Origin of the sequence: Oceanibaculum pacificum (assembly GCF_001618175.1) — a bacterium.
Taxonomy (GTDB): domain Bacteria; phylum Pseudomonadota; class Alphaproteobacteria; order Oceanibaculales; family Oceanibaculaceae; genus Oceanibaculum; species Oceanibaculum pacificum.
Map to the genome: position 1 here is coordinate 1 of NZ_LPXN01000024.1, position 18,737 is coordinate 18,737.

An 18,737-nucleotide genomic window follows, 5' to 3' on the forward strand; every position below is an offset into this window, starting at 1 on the left:
CGAGACCGCCCCAGACTGGCGGCGCCCCGCCTCAGACTGGGTGCCGATACGACCCAGGCACATCGGGACTTAGGAGGCAGAGGCCGTCTCGCCCTGTGGGCCGGTTTTCCTGGCCCGGCTGTGACGTGAGCCCCTAAGCTCATCCAGCTGAGAGCAGAGTCCTTTCGTCATTTGCCTGCCATGCCTGCCGCAACAGAGCCCCACGCCAAGCGGGACCACAATGTTCCGTTGCCTGCATACCACCGGATTACTGCGCTGCGAGGCGCATCGAGCCTTTAATCCATCCGAATGGCGCCCGAGAAAATGCCTCTGAGCTTCTCCTGCAGCTCCGGGCTCTTTTCCGCCTGTCCCACCGTCCTGATAAAGGGCCTTGCGATAGGCGCTGTCGAGTTTGGCGAGACATTCGTCATTTTGGATTCGCCGGTCTTCTCCGGCATAGAGTCCGGCGATGCTGTATATTTCTTACCAATGCTCATTGAGTGAGCTCTCCAGAAAGAACGCCTGTTCCTCGGCGTTGATTCTACCGGAATTGAGCAGCGCCACCAGCAGGTCGTGATCGATGACGGCCGGGTCTTCATGCCCCGAGTGTAGCCTTCGGCCTAGCGGCTGACGGTGAATCCCACCGCTTCATCACAGCGGATAGCCGAATTGGGTAAGCTTTGTTGCTTACCTCCCGCTTACCTGCTTGCTACGCCGCTATGGCCCCAGACACACCAAAGCCCGCAAGTCTATGACATTGCGGGCTTAATTTGGTTGCGGGGGCAGGATTTGAACCTGCGACCTTCAGGTTATGAGCCAAGCGGAAACCCATTTTTGGCACACTCTGCCAACACATCTCAACAAATAAACCCTTATAAATCAGACATTTTTGTATTGAGCCCTCTTGGTTATTTTTGAGGTTTGTGGGTTCTCACTGTGCCAAAAATGTGCCAAAAACATCTTGGCACATCTTCCCCCAACTCGGCTCCCCGAGGCTCACATGGCGACCATCCAGAAGCGTGAAGGCAGGAAAGGCCCGTCCTATCGGGTCATGGTTCGGATGAAGGGCTTCCCCGATCAGGTGCGCAGCTTCAAGCGCCTGACGGACGCCAAGCAGTGGGCGTCGGATACCGAGAGCGGCATCCGCAAGGGTGAGTTCAAGAACGTCATCCGCACGGCAGCGAGCAAGACGCTTCAGGACGTGATCGACCGTTTCCGCAAGGAGGTCTTCATCCACCGCGCGGAGAGCACCAAGCGAGCGGAAGGCTCCTTCGTCGCTTACTGGGAGAAGTCACTGGGCAGTTATGCCCTTGCCTACATCACGGCCGACATGATCAGCGACAAGCTCGCCGAATTGGCCGCTGCGGGTGATGGCCGGCGCAAGGCAACTGACGAGGATGAGGGCACCTCAACCACTAAGGCGCCAAAGGCGCCGCCGAAGCCAAAGAGCCGCAAGACCATGAAGCACTACCGCGACACGCTCGCGGTGCTCTTCAAATACGCGATCCAATGGGGTTGGACGGCTTCTAGCCCGCTGGAAGGCGTGAACCGCATCACCAAGATCAGGAACGAGCGCATCCGCTACCTGAGCGATGCCGAGCGCAAGCGCCTGCTCGAAGCCTGCAAAGCCAGCGACAACGAGCACCTGTACCCGGTGGTGGTCTTCGCCCTCTCGACCGGAGCACGGAAGAACGAAATCCTCGGGCTGACGCTGGCCGACCTAGACCTCGATCGCGACACCGCCGTTCTTCGGGACACCAAGAATGGTGACACGCGGGCGGTGCCGGTGGTCCATCACCTGCGCGATGTGCTGGAGGCGCAGATTGATAAGGTCAAGGACACCTACAAGGAACTGGGCTCACCGCCGGGGCCACGCTGGCTGTTCCCGCGCCGGGATGGGAAAGCTCCTATCGACATCCGGGCGGCTTGGGAAAACGCCCGCGACGCGGCCGAAATCGCCGACTTCCGGTTCCACGACCTGCGGCACAGCACGGCGTCCTACCTGGCCATGAACGGGGCGAGCCTCGTGGAAATCGCGGAAATCTTGGGCCACAGGACCCTCCAGATGGTCCGGCGCTATGCCCACCTGTCGGAGAGCCACGTCAAGGGCGTGGTCAAGGAATTGAACGAAAAGCTGTTCTGAGGCATAGAGAAGGTTCCTGCTGTTTATAGGCCCCGAACCATGAGGCAACCCATGGTGGACTATAGGGACCTGGCGACCGTGAGGCAGGTAGCGGCGGAAGCGCCGTTCATCACGGAAGCCACGCTGCGCTGGTGGATATTCCATGCGGAGACGAATGGACTGAAACCCGCGCTGCTGAAGATCGGTGGCCGGGTCTATATCGACCGCGCCGAATTCAACAAGTGGCTGGAGAGCCAGCGTTTGGCTCCGAAGCCGTTGAAGCCCGCGGCCTGACCGGCCCCAATCGACGACTGGAGCCCCACCCTCGCGGTGGGGCTTCTTTCTCGGCTGGAAATGTGCGCCCCGCTGTCGAAAACCACGTCAGGCCGCCGCACGCCGACGCACTTCCTCCAGGATGCCGATGAGTTCAACGACATCAGCATTCTCGAAAACACCCTCAATCCCCATCGCGTCAAAATCGGTAAAGGGGCTCTCATAGAGGAGCCGTGGGTCCATCACACCACGCTCAGTAAGGTAATCGATCACCATGTTGAGAAACTCGATCTGGTTGGCCGACAGCGCCCGCTTGCACTGGAACTGATCAAACGCATGCTTTGCTGCCTCGCGGTCGAGGCCGACCAGAGAGCGGACGAAAATTCCGAGCCCGCCATCATTGCGGACGCGCTCCAACTCGTCGGGAGCGGCGACCGCGGCTTCAACAAAGATGCGCTCCAGTTCCGCCAAGTCTTGTGCCGTCAGGGGCTCATTTCGGCGAACTCTTTGGATCGCTATATGGTTCTCATGTTCCTTCAGGAAGTGTCTGGCTTTCATTCGGAACCGGTGCATATCGGTCCCAACGGCGACGCCTTGAAGCTCGACCTCGGTCGGGCCTCCGATTTCATCCTCGAAGTCGGTGTAGACGTGTGGGCGCTTCTTCAACTCGATGAGCTTGATAAGGCTCCGCAGACGGCGGCGGATGGTTTCCAGCATCGGCGGCGTCACGTCCTGCCAGAACTCGTCGGTCTGAATCTCTAGGATGAATGCCATCTCGGCCGCGACCATCGGGACATTGCCGAGTTCGTCAAGCGCCGATGCCAGATCAACGATGCGCTTCCTATAGCCAGCAAATGCCCTCTCCGCCCGCAGCACCGCTAGCTGTGTTTGCAACATGAGATAATCGAACTGCTTGGCGGAAATGTCGTCATCGACTACGGCAGACGGAAGCCCGGCGATGTGGTCGATGAGCTCGGTGCGCTCGTCCAGACCCAGCTTCGACCAGACATCGTCCGCCCGATACTTCTCCACGATCCGCCGCTTGGGTCTAACGATGAAGTTCTCGACGTTCATGCCGTCTACCTCGGCACGAAGCTGGGCGACAACATCGCGGCGCAGCACCGCGGCCGGATCATCGCCATCCGGATGCCCGTGCCTGTCGAGCTCACCGACCAGCTCGACGCGCGCCGCGAACAGGCGCTCGCTCAGTGAAGCGCCAGACGATCCTTCGGATAGGTCGGGGTTTTGGTTGAAGAACTCGAAGTTCTGGCAGAAATCGAAGACCTGGAAAAAATCCTTATGCTGACCAATGCCGAACAGGTCAGGGCACAGCCGCGTTCCCCTCCCGATCATCTGCCAGAACTTGGTTTTCGAGCGAACAATCTTGAAAAAGACGAGGTTCACCACCTCGGGGATGTCGATACCGGTATCGAGCATGTCCACCGAGATGGCGATGTGAGGCTCTTTGTCCGCAGACGAAAAATCGTCAATCAGCGATTGGGCATATTCGGTCTTGAAGTCGATGACGCGGGCAAAACGCCCTTGGAGATGCGGATAGTTCGCATCGAAGCGTTCAGCGATGAACTGCGCATGGTCATGATTCTTGGCGAAGATGATGGTCTTCCCCAGCCGGTCGCCGTCAGCGACCTTCAGACCATGGGTCATGACGTGCTCAAGCACCTTGTCAACGGTGTCCTCGTTGAACAGCCACTTGTTGACGGCCGCCGCCTCAACGCGGTCCGGGATCGCGCCGTCCTCATCCCATTCGATGGCGTCCCACGCTTCCTTCTCTTCTTCCGAGAGGTCGTCGTATTTGATGCCCTCCCGCTGGAACTTGAGCGGCACGGAGACAGCCTTGGGCGGCACGAGGAAGCCGTCACTGACGGCCTCGTCCAACCCATAGGCGTCAGTCGGGATACCGCGCTCCAGGTCAAAAAGCGCGTAGGTGTCGCGGTCCACCTCATCCTTCGGCGTCGCAGTGAGGCCGACCAGAAGGCTGTCGAAGTAGTCGAAGATCGCCTTGTACTTCCGATAGACCGAGCGATGTGCCTCGTCGATAACGATGAGGTCGAAGTGCCCCGGCCCGAAGCGCCTCACACCGCTTTTCGTCTCGTCGATCAGCCCCATCATGGTCGGGTAGGTGGAAACGTAGACCCGTCCATGGGCAGCCTTGTCGGTGACCAGGTTCACGGGCGAAGCCTGCGGCAGGAACCCCTTGAAAGCGTTCGATGCCTGATTGACGAGCGCGACACGATCAGCAAGGAAAAGAATGCGTCTCGCCCAATTGGCGCGCATCAACAGGTCCGAAAGTGCGATGACGGTGCGCGTCTTGCCCGAACCCGTCGCCATGACCAACAACGCCTTGCGCAGATTGTCCTTCTCAAAGGCCTCCGCAACTCGGCGAATGGCGCGAGTCTGGTAGTAACGCTCGACAATTTTTGAGTTGATGTCCTCCGGCGCCAGCGGCTTGCGTGTCGCGCGCCGCTGGATCGCAAGCTCCAGCTCATCCTTCTTGAGAAAACCCTGGATTGGGCGCGGCGGATAGCGGCGGTCATCCCAGATCCAGTGCTCATAGCCGTTGGAATAGAAGATGATCGGCCGCTGCCCAAACTGGCGCTCCAGCGCGTCGGCGTACAGTTCGGCCTGACGCTGCCCTTCTCGCGCGTCTCGGCGGGTGCGCTTCGCCTCCACCAAGCCGAGCGGTCGCCCGTCGTCGCCCCAGAGCACATAATCGACGAAGCCCTCGCCCGCAGCATTGGGCATGCCGGTGACCGGATACTCCGTATCGTGGCCGGGCTTGGTGAAGATCCACCCAGCTTCCGCCAGCAACAGGTCGATGAAAGCATCCCGCGTCTGCGCCTCATTGTAGTCGTGCCCGTCGGGGACGGCTTGGTTGGCCTTCTTGATCTTCGCGATTTCGTCCTGAAGGCGCCGAATCTCGGTCTCCAGCTTCAGCCGGTCGCCGTCGCTTTTCAGGCGCAATTGCTCGGCGCGATCTCGTTCCCTGGCTGCCTCCTCGAAGCGTTTCGCGATTTCCTTGAGCTTCCCGAGAGTGGACGCCTCCACCTGAGTGGTATGCGGCAACGCATCAGCCGAAAACGCGATTGCGGCGGCCGGTTTCGCGCCCTTCGCATAGGTGCGGACCAGCCAGTAGGCGATATGGAACAACTCCCTAACCGCGGTGATGGCGCGTGCGGGGGCGACGGGCTTGGCTTCATGAACCGCTGCGTTGCCAAGGTCCTTGACCACCTTCCCTTTGGCGACCAGTGCATCGCCCACTAGCTTCCGGAACGTCGGCTCGTGGATCAGCGCGGATAGTGTCGTCTCATAGGGCGACCGAAGCGCGCGATCGTGGCGGTACATCCACTTGACCGCCACCTCCAGCGCCAACCGCGCGTAGAAGCAGGCACTGCGCGGATCGGAAAGCGCCAGGCTTTCCGCCTTCACGGCATGCTCGTGCACCTCGGAAAATTCGGCTTGGAGGAATTGAAATTGAGACACGATCCTTCCCCCTATGAGCCGCGGTAAATGGTGTCAGAATTGATCAGGTTGGTGAGATACGGCGCAAACCCCGCGAGCAGCACGGTGATGCCCACAAGGTCGCGCATCTCGATCTCCCTGATGCTGTTGTTGGCGTTGCCTCCATGCCGGATGCCGGGATAGTCGGACGCGAAGCCATACAGGCACTTCATCGCGTCCTTGACCTTGTTGTGCGGCCATGTCCCGACCTGCTCGCAAATCTGGCCAAGCGTGTTGGTCGTCACACCGGGGCAGCGCTGGCCGATGGCCTCCAGCAGGTTGACCTGCTTCTGAATGCAGGTCTTGATCCGGCCCGCCGAGCGGTCCGCACGAAGGTCGCGGATGGCATCCTCGAACTCCATCATCAGCGGGTGCAAAGCCGCGTCCTGCGCCGTCGCGTCTTTCAGGTCGCGCATGAGGCGTGCAAATACACCCGGCAGCGTCGGGTTGAGGCTGAAGGGCCGGCGGAGGTCATAGCGCAGGCTGTACTTGTTCAGGAAAGCCTCGGTCAGCACAAAGAAGCGGTTCGCCATCGGGTCGCCTCCGAGGTCGACCATCACGCCATGCGCGCGCTCCATGAACTCCAGCAACGCGATCTCGCCCATCAACGCAGATGCCCTGGTTCGGCGGAACGCCGTGCGGGCCTGATCGGGGTTATCGACGGTATCGGCCAATTCCGTGGCGGGGTCGAGCGGAGCGGAGCAGGCAGCGTTCAATTCGCGGAACAGTTCGCAGAACATGTCCTCCGGCGCATCCGGGTGCTTCGCCAGCTTCGACCAGATTTCACGCCAGGTCTCCGACCAGACCCCGATAATCTCCCCCCTCATCACATCCCCCCGAGTCCAGTCCTTGCGCAGTCGTCCAGCTTCCGATGCAGAAGGGATATCAGCGACAGGTAATCAGCAGCGTCGTCTTCGCCTTTCCAAAGGAGCTTTGGCTCGTGAGCCAAAGGATTCCGCACGGCTGCAAAGCACCCCTTCAGGAGCGATGCGAAGCCCTTGTGTTCCGACCGTTCAGTTTCGGTCTGGAGCGTGTTGATGGCGAGCATCGGGCGCTCGATGGAGAACACCTTGTCGACCAGCGCAGCGCCGTCTCCATCCGCACCTGACAACTCCCTGATCCTTTGCGCCAACCCCTTGGCGGCCTCGAACACGGCATGGAAATAGTTATCCTGTAGCAGCTCGGGCTTGCAGTATTTGACGACCTCGGAATGGATGCGGCGCCCCCTGAACTTGGCTTGCAGCGTCTTGGCCCGCTGGTGGGCCTCCTCGATCGTCTGCGCCGCCGTTGCCCGCCGGAATTTTCCATCCTCTCCATACTGCAATCCAGCGAAGGCTAGGACCGCATTCAACTGCTGGCGCACAGCCTCGAACTCGTCCGGGCGCCCCACAAATCCGGCCGGATCAAGCAGGGTGCGGATGAAGTCGATCAGCTTGCTGGCCGCCCGGTCCTGCCGCTGATAGTGAAGGAACGTGCCATATAGGCGCCGCCACTTCGTGCTTTCCCCTGAAACGTCGTCCAGCCCCAGGCTGTTCAGGACACGGGTGATCTCCGAACCGGTGGCACAGTCACCCAGCAGGCGGGCAACCTGCTCAAGCTGGGCATCTGTGAGAACCGGCACATTGGACATAGCTATAGCTCCCCCTTGAAAGCGCGGTGCTGGAGGGAGGTGAAGAGTGCTGAAGCAATGTCCAAGGATGCTTGAAGTTGGGTCTCTTCAGCTCTGAGGGACACCAGTTTATCGGCGTATGCGCGTTGAAGTTCGACGGGAGGAATCGCTATCGGAATCGATTGAAATTCCTTCGCATTGATGTTGGCCATACCCACAATATTCTTGCACATATTGCGCAGCACTGCCTTGCCGTGGGTCGAGTTCAGGTAGCCACTGATATAATGGGTGTTCCCTCGTGCATTTGCCCGTCCACGAACGAGATACCCGGCAATGGCCATGGGTTCTGGCTGAATGACCACCGCAGTCTTGCCGACGAGTTCCTTGCTGTTGGTTCGGTTGAAAAGAAGGTCGTCCGGGCATGTTGTGTACTTGTCAAATTCCTTGTCGGACAGCTCGATGTGCTTCAGGTCGGACAAGTCGATGCGTCCGTCGTAAGTTACATTGCCCATGCGCAGCATCGGTAAACCGCGTCCTTCGGAGTTTGCCTTACCGGACGAGCCGTATTTCGCTTCCTTTAGCAGGTCGCCAATGACGCCCATTGGCCAACCCTTTGGGTTTGTCGCCGGGTCCCCGAACATCTCATGAAAGATCGCCTGGCCGAGGGTGTTCAGCTTGTCCAGGGCGCGGGTGCGGAGGCGGCGGAGCATGTCCGCCTGATCCAGTATTCCCGCAATCCGCTTTTGCTCGTCCAAGGGCGGGAGGGGAATCTTAAGCTGCTTGATGGTGCCTTGGCTGATATTCGGCTGTGCCCCACCCACTCCCCTGCCCACGAGTTCCTGAGCGCGTGCTTGAAGAAGGTGAAACATGTAGCGCTTGTCCGCCTTCTTCGGGTCGGGAATTACATGACAGACAGCCTGATTTGTGGTCGCGTCGATGCCAAGTAGGCCTACCCTGCCAACTGTCGCACCGTACATTGCAACCAGAAGCGCTCCTGCCGGTACCATTTTCAACGAAGTTGTGTTTAGCGCGACTTCGGAAATATGTTCCTCTGTTTCAAGAATTTCGTTTTCGCGAAGCTCCCCGGATTTCACCCAAGGGATACAGCCTTCATAGAGTTCGGGCCTGTTTCGCGGCGGAGTCGTGCCGCTTCCCGTTTTGCAAACCTCTTGCAGCTCGACGATGGGCCAGTTCATCCAAGCATCTCCTCAAGCCGGTCCAGGCCTTCGGCGATCTCGACCTCAAGCGCGCGCAACTCGGCGATGATCTCACGCGGAGACTGGTGGGCGACCTCTTCGTGCTGCACCTCCTTGTAGCGGTTCAGCGACAGATCCCATGACCCCGTAGCCCGGATATCGGCCACGGGCACCATGAAGCTCTGTGCGGTGCGGGGGCGCTCGGCCTCGGCTGCGAGGTTCCTCCAGCGGGCCAAGATGTCGGGCAGGTTGTTCTTTTCATGCTCCGCCTCGGTCAGCGGCTCGCCGGGCGTCGGCCCCTGCTTTCCGGGCGGCAAGAGGTCAGCGCGCTTGTCGTCGAGACTTAGGCCATCGGCTGTTACGTCATAGAACCAGACATTCTCGGTGCCACCGACGCCAGTCTTGGTGAAGAGCAGGATGGCGGTGGAGACGCCCGCATAGGGGCGGAACACGCCCGAGGGCAGCTTGATGACCGCATCGAGCTTGTGATCCTCGACCAGCATGCGGCGGATGTCCTTGTGCGCACCGGACGAACCGAACAGGACGCCATCAGGAACAATCACCGCCGCTCTGCCCCCGGTCTTCAGGAGACGCAGGAAGAGCGCGATGAACAGAAGCTCCGTCTTCCGCGTCTTGACGATTTTCTGAAGGTCCTTGGCGGTCGCCTCGTAGTCGAGCGATCCGGCGAAAGGCGGATTCGCCAGCACCAGCGAATAGGCGCCCGCGTCCTCGGCGTGGTCCTCGGCGAGGCTGTCGCGATAGGTGACATTCGGGTTCTCGACGCCGTGCAGCGTCATGTTCATGGCGCCGATGCGGAGCATCGTCGTGTCGAAGTCGAACCCGTGAAAAAGCCCCTCGTGAAAATGCTTCCGCAATGCAGGGTCGCGCATCAGCTCGGGATGCTTCTCGCGAAGATACTCGCCTGCCGCCACCAGGAAGCCGCAGGTGCCGGCGGCAGGATCGCAGATCACGTCGGTCGGCTTCGGCGCGGTCATCTCGACCATCAGCCGGATGATGTGCCGTGGTGTGCGGAACTGGCCGTTCTGGCCAGCGCTCGCGATCTTCGCGAGCATGTACTCGTAGACATCGCCCTTGGTGTCGCGATCCTCCATCGGGATGCGATCGAGCTTCTCGACCACCTTCGCCAGCAGAGCCGGATTGGAGAACCCAAGCCGAGCGTCGCGCATCAGCTTGCCGTAGCTGGACTGGCTGCCGTTGAGAGCGCGCAGGAACGGGAAGACGTGCTCATCGACCACGTCCATCATCTCGCGTGGCTCGAAGTTCTTGAACCGCGACCAGCGAAGATCGTCGTAGGGGCGGCCCTTGTCGTCCCGTCCCTCCGGGAAGATGCGGCGCTCCATCGGAATCTTGAGCGTCTGGCTCTTGCGCTCTTCCAGAGTGTGCAGATCGTCAAGGCGCTTGATGAACAGCAGATAGGTCATCTGCTCGATGACGGAGAGCGGATTGGCGACCCCGCCAGCCCAGAAGTCGTTCCAAATGCTATCGATCTGGCTGCGGATTTCGCCGGTCAGCATGATTTGCCCCACCCCATTATGTTGTTCTTGCCCTTCAAGCTGGCGTCTCCCCGTTTCACTTCATCGCCTCAGCCAAGGCGGCATCAAATTCCGCACGGTTCGTGACGACGACGGGCGTCTCGTGTGGATCGTCGAGAACATCCGCCACGTCCAAACGCAACCGTTTTCGGAAGTAGTAAAGCAGCGCCCGCCTGACGGGGATTGCGATGCTGTCATCGCGCATGCCGTAATCCTGCGCGATTATCTTTCGTTGATTCTCTCCGATCTTCGGATTGGGCGAAAGTTCCACGTCGAAGAAATCTGCCCACTGCTTATCATCTTCGGGTCGCGCCCCGGGCTCCCCGAGCGACCGGACCTCTAGGCATCGCGAGAGAAGGAAATCCTTGAACCTGTTGTCGATGTGACAGAAGGCGCGGACGTGCCAGCGAAAGCCATCGCTGCCGAAGGCATGAGGGCTGATACGCCGCCAAAGGGGCTCCGGCCGCTGCTCGTTCATCGACTGATAGAGAACCTCAACCGAGGCTTGGCCCCGGACCGCAGCCAGGATCATACGGAGGACAGCGATGTCCACCCGGCGATGCGGCACGGGCATGGTATCCACGCTCGGGGGGCTGGTCAGCCATGTCCGCTCACCGTGGAGAGAGGGATCGGCCGCGAACAGAAGCTGCGCAAGGTAGCGATCCGCGTCCGGTTTCAGGAAGCGCGGGCGGAACGACTCGGTCGCGAAGTAGCGCTTCTCGCTGCGGTCATACTGCACGTTGTCGGGCGCAAGCTCCTGGTACTGGGTCAGGTCCTTCGACGCCTGCGGCACCGATACGCCGAAAAATCCGGTGATGTCTGAGCGGTTGATGCCGCCCTCCCAGAAGAGGCGGAACTCAATAAACTCAAGCCGTTGCTCGACCCCCCACCGTAGCTCTGGGCCACCTCCCGACATGTGCGCTCCAATCCGTACAGTAACTTTATTGACAGCGTAACGCTGCCCGTATACTTTCTTATCCCATGAGGGAATCGCCGTCAACGCATTTGGAGAGAGCGATGTCGAAGAACGACCGATACGTGGTCAAGCACCCGAAGGGCTGGGCCGTGAAAGGTGCTGGCGCGGAGCGGGCCAGTAGCGTCCACGAGCGACAGGCGGATGCCGAGCGCACGGCCAAGCAGATCGTGGAAAAGGCGGGAGGCGGCGAAGTGCGGATTCAGGGCCGCGACGGAAAGTGGCGCGATTCCGATACGGTTGCGCCTGGCAACGACCCCAACCCGCCCAAAGACATGAAGCATTAGACGCAAGGAAGGGCCGATCATGAAGCTCAAGCAGTTCCGCATCCAGAACTACCGCTCGATCACCGACAGCGGGCTTATTCATGTCGGCCAACTCACCTCACTTCTCGGCCGGAATGAAAGCGGCAAATCCAACCTCCTGCGCGCGCTTCACAGCTTGAACCCGAGCGACGGCTTCAAGGCGCTCAGCAAGGTGAAGGATTTTCCCCGGCATCGCAGACTTGAGGAGTGTTCCGACACCACCCCTGTCGTCGCCACGTTGTGGGAGTTGGACAACGCGGACAGGACTGAACTGGGCAAGCTATGGGCGCGCGGTGGAACCGCCACAGCGGTCCGAATTGGCCGCGCTTATGGCGACAGGAGGACAGTGGGATTCGAGGGCGTGTCCGCCCAGGAATTTGATACTGCCGCGATCAAGTCGAAAATTCGCAAGATCGTTCCAGCAGTAAAAGCCAAAGCCGCCAAGCTGGACGAACAAGTGCGTACCGTTCTGGAGGCTGCCGCTGACAAGTTTGACGCGGACGTTGCCCCGTCGGCAGATGCGCTTGCATGGGCCAACAAGGCGAAGCCTGCTCTTGCTGCGTTGCGTCAGGCAATGGCTACAGCCGATGCCGAACTTACCGACACACAGGACGCTCATGTGGTCGAGCTGGAGGACCTCGCCAACACAATCGCCGGGGACATAGAAGGCGAGAAGAACGCGCGCCAATGGGCGATCGCACAGATGCCCGTATTCATGTATCTGGAGGAATATCCCGAACTGAACGGCCACCAGAATGTCGCGGAATTTCTTCAGCGAAAAGAACAGAACCAGCAGATGCCTGCCGACGTCAATTTCGAGAAGATGTGCAAGGTTGCGGGACTTCGACCTCAGGAACTGCAAAGCCTCCTTGGCCAGAAAGAACATGAGACGCGCAACCAGCTCGCCAATCGGGCCAGCGCAGTTATTACGTCAGAAATCCGCAGGCTTTGGAAAGACCGCCCATTGAAGGTCCGCTTCGATACGGATGCCGAGCATATCAACACCTTCGTATCCGACCCGAATGCTACCTTCGATGTCGAGGTAAACCTCAACGAGCGGAGTCGCGGCTTTCAGTGGTTCTTTTCGTTCTATGTGACTTTTGCAGCCGACACGAAAGGCGGTGCGGCCGAAGACGCTATCCTTCTCCTCGATGAACCGGGGCTTTATCTTCATGCAAAATCGCAACGAGATTTGCTGAACCACTTCGAGGCCGACTTTAAGAACCAGATTCTGTATACGACACATTCCCCGTTCATGGTTCCGACGCATCGGCTAGATACCGTTCGCACGGTCAGCATTGCTGAAGAAGTCGGAACCACCGTGTCGAACGACCCCTCTGGGGACGCGCGGACACTGTTTCCGCTGCAAGCAGCGCTTGGCTACGACCTGGCACAGAGCCTATTCATCGGGCCGAACAATCTTGTTGTCGAAGGCGTCACCGACTACTGGGCATTGTCCTCGATCTCCGAATACCTGAATTCCAACGGCGAAGGTGGGCTGAGAGGGGACATCACGATCACGCCAGCAGGCGGTGCACAGAAGATCCCCTACATGGTCGCCTTGCTTTCATCGGAGCAATTGAACGTGCTGGCCCTTCTCGATCATGAGAAGGACGCGAAGACCACACGCGATGAGCTGGTGAAGTCGAAGCTCATCAGCGACAAGAACGTGATCTTCATTGCAGATGCGTTCGGCTCGTCGCCGCCGAAGGAAGCCGATATGGAAGACCTGATTGATCCCAAGGTGTACGAAACGCTGGTACATGAAAGTTACGCAAAAGAGCTAAAGGGCGTCTCCCTCAAGGTGAACGACAAAATTCCGCGTATCGCGAAGCGCTTCGAAGATGCATTCAAAACAGCCGGCTTGGAATTTCACAAAACCAGGCCGATGCGCTTGTTGCTTGCGAAAATGGGTACGGACCCCAAGCAGATCGTGACACGGGACGTGGCGGACCGCTTCCGGACACTGTGTGAAATCGCCAACAAGCGCATTTAGGACGGATGATGGGCGTTCAGACTGCACCTGATCGACCGCCGGGCAAGTAGCGGTAGAGCGTCGCGGGCGAGACGCCGATGCGGTGGGCGACTTCGGCAACGCCAATCTCAGGGTCGCGCAATAGGGCTCTGGCATCGCGGATATCTGATTTGGACAACTTCGGCCGACGGCCACCCTTGCGGCCTCGGGCGCGGGCGGCATCCAGACCTGCCTTTGTCCGTTCGCGAATGATGGCACGCTCGAACTCCGCCAATGCGCCAAAGATGTGGAACACCAGCATGCCGCCGGGCGTCATCGTGTCGATGGATTCAGTTAAGGAACTGAAGCCTATGCCCTTCAACTGGAGAAGCTCCACCGTGTCGATGAGCTGCCGCATGGAACGGGCCAGGCGGTCGAGCTTCCAAACCACAAGCGTGTCGCCTGGCCGCATGTAGTCCAGCGCCTTGAGAAGCTCAGGCCGGTCGCGCTGCGCACCGGACGCGGTTTCCACGAAAATGCGTTCACACCCGGCCGCGTCAAGGGCGTCCGTTTGAAGCGTCAGATTTTGCTCCGCTGTCGAAACTCTCGCGTAACCAATATTCACTCTCTCAAAATCCGTAAATTTAACTCGGACAGTGTATCAGGTTTCGACGCACAGTTTTGAGAAATACAGAAGAGCGGAAATACGTTCCGCCCTTCTCAAAACAACCGTCTCGTCAGTATCGGTCCTTTTTGCGAGGCAGTTCTACAGCCTCCAATGCCGCCGCTGTCTCGTCGAACCCGCTGCGGCGAGCCTCATCGGCAAGATACCGGATGCACCATGCGAGCCGGTTGGCTTCGATACGGGATGGTCGCGCACCGCCAAGCGGCGATGATGCGGGCCAATCAGCGTCATGTGTCATGCCGCCACCCTTTCCTGACGAAGCTCACCGAGATTGGCGATAACCGAACCCGTCGCGCCTGCGCGTCGGCGGACACGGGCCAGATACTCGGGCGATACCTCCAGCCACTCGGCCGCCGCCGTGTCGGTACCGGTTTCCACGGTTGCGCCCAAGCGAACTGGATTCCAGCCCGCGCGACGCATGATCGGCTCCATGCGGATGTCCGACACGGACACATATGCGCGCAGGCCAAGGAACTGGCCGAACTCCAGCATGCCGGCCATGAGGACTGCGGCGATGTTCACCGGCGCAGTGGCGCGATCGGCGCAGAAGCGGGTGCTTTCCCAGATATCATGTGCGCGAGGAATCTCTCCCTCCACCAGAATGGGAAACACGTCTGCCAGCAGGTACGGGCCTGTCGTTGGCAGGAGCCGAGTGCAAGCGTTCACACGGCCGCCGGGCGCGTAGTGAACCAGATAGTGCGCTTCGGGCAGGTCAAACTGGTCCAGCTCCAGCCCGTTGATGACGTTGACGTTCCAGCCAAGCCGCTCGCTGAAGACCGATCGGCGCAGTTGGTGCATGGATGCGAGCGCATCCCAATGCAAGTGTGCATTCTCCTTTGAAATAACGTGAAGCAATGGCTTCCCTCCCAATCTTGTTTGGGAGCATTGAGCCAGAGAACGCGGCGCCTGCCATCCTGTGAACCTCCACAGGTTACTGGCGAGTAAAGCGCCTTCAGGGAGAGATAATGCCTTCCATGATCGCCTTCATCACGGCGTGATAGACGTTCGTCACCCCCATCTTGGAGCGCACATTTTCCAGGTGGAAGTAGACCGTCCGGTGGGATATCCCAAGTATCTGAGCGGTCTGCCACGCCGACTTCCCGGCTGCGGTCCAGAGCAGGCACTCACGTTCACGCGGCGTCAGGCTGACGGTGGTGCGGCCCATTCGACCCAGCGCGAGCAGCTCTCGTGCATGATTGTGAAAGGCCAGCGACAACAGGTGAACATCATGCCCGACTGTGGACATGAGGCGGTCAAGACTCTCGGTGCCATGATCGGAGACCATCGACGCCATCGCGAGCGCGCCGCGCGCGCCATGGATCGGAATACCGACCCCCTCACCCACCCCGTACTCTGCGGCTTCGGCGAAGAGACGACGTTGCGCCGGTGAGGACTCGACGCCAAACGACATCGCGCTCCAGGTGAAGGGGGCGACCTGGTTCGGTCCGTTCAGGATGACCGGATCGACACGGTGATAGCCGCTGTCGATGTAATGGTTGTACCAGGCATCGGAGAAGGTGGTGAGGATGAGGGGCTTCTCGTCCGGAAGCGCGTCGGTGCGAATGACCTGATACGCCCATTCCCGAAAACCCAGATCCCAGAGCGCTTTCGAGAACGCGCCTTCAAGCGACGCCACGTCTTCGACCTGGCGTATCCTGTCAAGAAAAGCGGCAATACTCGGCCGGATGCGCGATCCCTCCTCGCATGAGGTTGTCGTAATACATATGGGTCGCGCTAAAAATTCGTGAAATGACGAATTGTGTATGTCATCATTTAGTGAATTCGTCCTATCGACAAAAACAACAACAAGAAAGATCGGACATGACTCTCTTCATCGGGACCATTTCTAAAAAAGGCGGCGTCGGCAAAAGCACGCTGGCACGGCTCATCGCGCGCGAGTACGCGCTGGCGGGCTGGAACGTGAAGATCGCCGACCTCGACATCCAACAGGGCACCAGCTTCAGTTGGCAGGCGCGGCGTCTTCAGCGCAGCGTCGATCCGGTCGTGGCAGTCGAACGCTTCGGCACAGTCGGCCAGGCCGTGAAGGCGGCGGCTGGCTATGATCTGATGATCTTGGACGGCCCGCCGCACGCCACGATGGGGACTCTCCAAATTGCCGAAGCGAGCACACTGGTCGTGTTGCCCACAGGACTTGCGCTCGACGATCTGGAGCCCACGGTTCTGCTCGCTCATGAACTGACCATGAAAGGGGTGCCGGTTGACAGGATCGCGATCGCGTTCTCTCGCGTCGGCGACAGCGAAAGCGAGCTTGCCGAGGCAAGCGCCTATGTCCGACAGGCCGGATACCGGCACCTGACAAATGTATTGCCAGAGAAGACGGGCTTCCGCCGCGCCAGTGACGAAGGCCGCGCCCCGACGGAAACGCGCTTCCCCTCCCTCAACGAGCGGGCGGAAGCCATCGCTCACGAGATTGCTGACTTAATCGAGACAAGAGCCGACAGGGAGGCTGCATAACATGACCAAGATTCTGCCGCCCCATCGAACCGGCAAAGGATTGCCCCCTGCGCCCGCACAGGTCGTTCACAACCTCGACCGCGCCGAAGCCGGCACGTTGAAGCCGCTCAATTTCAAGGTCAGCCCGGAGTTTCACCGCGAGTTCAAAGCCTACGCAGCAGTTCAAGGCGTCTCGATGCTGGATATTTTGAAGGAAGGTTTCGCGCTCGTTAAGCAGCGGCGCGGCTAAAAAGCAGTCGCCATATAGGTATTCGTCGGCGAAAAACAAGCTGTGAAGGTTTACAGGTTACGCTGCGAATACTTCATCCCAATAACAGTATCAGGAAGGCGTTGCCGACCCCTCATTTGGCAAAGTCGTCAGACAGGAATGCGACGAACGGGATCGGCAACACTTCCATTATTGTCTCAATCGAGACGAATTACCACACGTCAGCCAATGTAATTTTTGTCTCCCCCATAAGCCCTTGGCAAAGTCAACTACCAAGGAATGCACCATGGGGCATATACGTCTGCTGTGGCGCCTCGTCAGGCTTGTCCTCGTCGAGCTGCCCATCTGCCTGCTTATCGCAGCACTCATCTGGTCGATTATCGACAATCTCACTTACGGGCTTGACCGGCTGCTCGTGCTCGGCACGGCCGGGACAATCGCGTTTGCGGCAATTCTCTACTTCGCGCACCGACTCCTCAAAACGCCCTCTGACGCGCATGGCACGGCCGCGTTTGCAACGTCTGCCGATATCGGCCGCGCGAGACTGCGGTCGCATGGCGTGATCCTCGGCAAGAAGGGTGGACGCTTCGTCCGCTTCGATAGGCCGGGTCACATGCTCACCTTCGCACCAACACGGTCGGGTAAGGGCGTGGGCGTTGTGATTCCCAACCTGCTCGACCATCCGGGTTCGGTGGTGGTGACGGATATCAAGGGTGAGAATTTCCGCATCACCGCGCGGCACCGCGGCACGCTGGGACCGGTATATGCCTTCGCACCGTTCGACCCGGACATCGAAAGCGCCTGCTACAACCCGGTGGAGTTCATCCGGACCGGCACCGTCAACGATGTGGACGATGCGCGACTGATCGCAGAAATGATCGTGGCGCCCGACGGCCATGAGCCGAACCACTGGGAGCGCGAGGCGCGAGTGCTTGTCACCGGGCTGCTGCTTCACATTGCCCATGACCTCCCGTCCAACCGGCGCAACCTGCGTGAGCTGCGGGTTCTGCTCATGCGGTCGCGCGAGGGGTTCGACGGCGTCCTCGCCGGCATGGTCGATGCCAAGCACCCCATCGTTCAGCGGATTGCCGAGGGGTTCTCCCAGAAGGAGAACAAGGAGCGCTCGGCAGTCATCTCGACAGCCCAGACCAGGACGGAAGTGTTCGACAGCCCGCAGCTCGGAGCGATCACCAGCCGCTCCACCTTCCGGCTGGAGGACCTGAAGAACGGCGTCATGTCGGTCTTCCTGATCATCCCGCCGGAGTATGTCTCCGTCTATCAGCCCTTTCTGCGCTTGATGGTTGGCCTCACCACGGCTGCGATGACCCGCAACAAGCGGATACCCCGACATCCGGTGCTGTTCCTGCTCGATGAGCTGCCCGCCCTCGGCGCGATGCGGCCGATTGAGGACGGGATCGGCTATCTGGCCGGCTACGGGGCGCATCTATGGCTATTCGTCCAGGACCTCGACCAGCTCCAGAAGACCTATCGCAAGTGGCGCTCGATGATCGCCAACTGCGCGGTGCGGCAAGCCTTCAACGTTCAGGACGATGAGACGGCGCTTTTGCTTTCGCTCATGCTCGGCCAACGCACGGTGAAAGTCTCCAGCGGCGGCAAGAGCGGGCGGTTCCCATTGCTGGCCTTGGCATCCAACTACAGCGAACAGCACAACGAGATTGGGCGGCCACTGCTGGCTCCGTCCGAAATCATGTTGCTGCCGGAAAGCTGCCAGCTCCTCTTCGTACAAGGCTGCCGGCCCATCCTGGCAGAGAAGCTCCGTTATTTCGAGGAACGCGCCTTCAAGGGGCGCTGGACGCCGTGGCGGATGGCAGCGGCAAAGGACGATCCCGATGCGCTGATAGCCGCCACCATGATGAAATAACGAA

Annotated in this window: 17 protein-coding genes; 7 read left to right on the forward strand and 10 right to left on the reverse strand. The window is 59.8% G+C overall.

Translation table 11 applies throughout. The features are described 5' to 3' along the window. Positions 1-275: 275 nt before the first annotated feature. Complete coding sequence (locus AUP43_RS18880) at positions 276-476, reverse strand: hypothetical protein (RefSeq protein ID WP_157089194.1); 201 nt, start codon at positions 474-476, stop codon at positions 276-278. 503 nt (positions 477-979) lie between these two features. Here AUP43_RS18880 and AUP43_RS02480 point away from each other — a divergent pair. Together AUP43_RS02480 and AUP43_RS02485 are read left to right on the forward strand one after the other, a co-directional pair. Beyond that, positions 980-2,122, forward strand: coding sequence for a tyrosine-type recombinase/integrase (locus tag AUP43_RS02480; protein WP_067552183.1), 1,143 nt, complete (start codon positions 980-982; stop codon positions 2,120-2,122). A 51-nt stretch (positions 2,123-2,173) separates the two neighbouring features. Next, positions 2,174-2,395 (forward strand): MerR family transcriptional regulator, encoded by a 222-nt coding sequence (locus AUP43_RS02485; RefSeq protein WP_067552186.1) that lies wholly within the window; start codon positions 2,174-2,176, stop codon positions 2,393-2,395. Between the two features lie 87 nt (positions 2,396-2,482). Here AUP43_RS02485 and AUP43_RS02490 read toward each other — a convergent pair whose 3' ends face one another. Genes AUP43_RS02490 through AUP43_RS02515 form a run of 6 tightly spaced genes read right to left on the reverse strand, consistent with a single transcriptional unit; the run spans position 2,483 to position 11,167 of the window. Beyond that, the gene (locus tag AUP43_RS02490) at positions 2,483-5,875 is read right to left on the reverse strand and encodes a DEAD/DEAH box helicase family protein (protein ID WP_067552189.1); all 3,393 of its coding nucleotides are present in this window, start codon (positions 5,873-5,875) and stop codon (positions 2,483-2,485) included. Between the two features lie 11 nt (positions 5,876-5,886). Next, positions 5,887-6,720 carry a hypothetical protein gene (locus AUP43_RS02495; RefSeq protein ID WP_067552192.1) on the reverse strand — a complete coding sequence of 278 codons (834 nt, stop codon included), beginning with the start codon at positions 6,718-6,720 and terminating at the stop codon, positions 5,887-5,889. Beyond that, positions 6,720-7,523 carry a TIGR02391 family protein gene (locus AUP43_RS02500; protein ID WP_067552195.1) on the reverse strand — a complete coding sequence of 268 codons (804 nt, stop codon included), beginning with the start codon at positions 7,521-7,523 and terminating at the stop codon, positions 6,720-6,722. The genes AUP43_RS02495 and AUP43_RS02500 overlap by 1 nt, the downstream gene beginning before the upstream one ends. Before the next feature lie 2 nt (positions 7,524-7,525). After that, positions 7,526-8,698, reverse strand: a complete 1,173-nt coding sequence (locus AUP43_RS02505) for a restriction endonuclease subunit S (RefSeq protein ID WP_084462471.1) — start codon at positions 8,696-8,698, stop codon at positions 7,526-7,528. Next, complete coding sequence (locus tag AUP43_RS02510) at positions 8,695-10,233, reverse strand: type I restriction-modification system subunit M (protein ID WP_067552202.1); 1,539 nt, start codon at positions 10,231-10,233, stop codon at positions 8,695-8,697. Before AUP43_RS02510 ends, AUP43_RS02505 begins: the two co-directional genes overlap by 4 nt. A gap of 55 nt (positions 10,234-10,288) precedes the next feature. Further along, the gene (locus tag AUP43_RS02515) at positions 10,289-11,167 is read right to left on the reverse strand and encodes a WYL domain-containing protein (protein WP_067552205.1); all 879 of its coding nucleotides are present in this window, start codon (positions 11,165-11,167) and stop codon (positions 10,289-10,291) included. A 101-nt stretch (positions 11,168-11,268) separates the two neighbouring features. On the opposite strand from AUP43_RS02515, the gene AUP43_RS02520 reads away from it, so the two are divergent. Together AUP43_RS02520 and AUP43_RS02525 are read left to right on the forward strand one after the other, a co-directional pair. Further along, entirely contained in the window at positions 11,269-11,511 is a 243-nt protein-coding gene (locus AUP43_RS02520) for a DUF2188 domain-containing protein (protein ID WP_067552208.1), read from the forward strand. A gap of 19 nt (positions 11,512-11,530) precedes the next feature. Continuing rightward, a complete protein-coding gene (locus tag AUP43_RS02525; RefSeq protein WP_067552211.1) occupies positions 11,531-13,525 on the forward strand; it encodes an AAA family ATPase in 1,995 nt (664 codons plus the stop codon). Positions 13,526-13,541: 16 nt separating this feature from the next. Here the strand turns inward: AUP43_RS02525 and AUP43_RS02530 are convergent, their stop codons facing one another. From AUP43_RS02530 to AUP43_RS02540, 3 genes are all read right to left on the reverse strand, one after another. Next, positions 13,542-14,108 (reverse strand): recombinase family protein, encoded by a 567-nt coding sequence (locus tag AUP43_RS02530; protein WP_067552214.1) that lies wholly within the window; start codon positions 14,106-14,108, stop codon positions 13,542-13,544. Between the two features lie 294 nt (positions 14,109-14,402). After that, the gene (locus tag AUP43_RS02535) at positions 14,403-14,990 is read right to left on the reverse strand and encodes an acyl-homoserine-lactone synthase (protein WP_198154797.1); all 588 of its coding nucleotides are present in this window, start codon (positions 14,988-14,990) and stop codon (positions 14,403-14,405) included. A gap of 130 nt (positions 14,991-15,120) precedes the next feature. After that, positions 15,121-15,804 carry a helix-turn-helix transcriptional regulator gene (locus AUP43_RS02540; protein WP_067552219.1) on the reverse strand — a complete coding sequence of 228 codons (684 nt, stop codon included), beginning with the start codon at positions 15,802-15,804 and terminating at the stop codon, positions 15,121-15,123. Between the two features lie 185 nt (positions 15,805-15,989). Between AUP43_RS02540 and AUP43_RS02545 the strand changes: the two genes are divergently transcribed. The 3 genes from AUP43_RS02545 (at position 15,990) to AUP43_RS02555 (ending at position 18,733) form a co-directional block, all read left to right on the forward strand. Continuing rightward, complete coding sequence (locus tag AUP43_RS02545) at positions 15,990-16,643, forward strand: ParA family protein (protein WP_067552222.1); 654 nt, start codon at positions 15,990-15,992, stop codon at positions 16,641-16,643. A gap of 1 nt (position 16,644) precedes the next feature. Further along, entirely contained in the window at positions 16,645-16,872 is a 228-nt protein-coding gene (locus AUP43_RS02550) for a hypothetical protein (protein ID WP_067552225.1), read from the forward strand. Between the two features lie 265 nt (positions 16,873-17,137). Next, positions 17,138-18,733, forward strand: coding sequence for a type IV secretory system conjugative DNA transfer family protein (locus AUP43_RS02555; protein ID WP_067552228.1), 1,596 nt, complete (start codon positions 17,138-17,140; stop codon positions 18,731-18,733). The last annotated feature ends 4 nt before the right edge of the window (positions 18,734-18,737 follow it).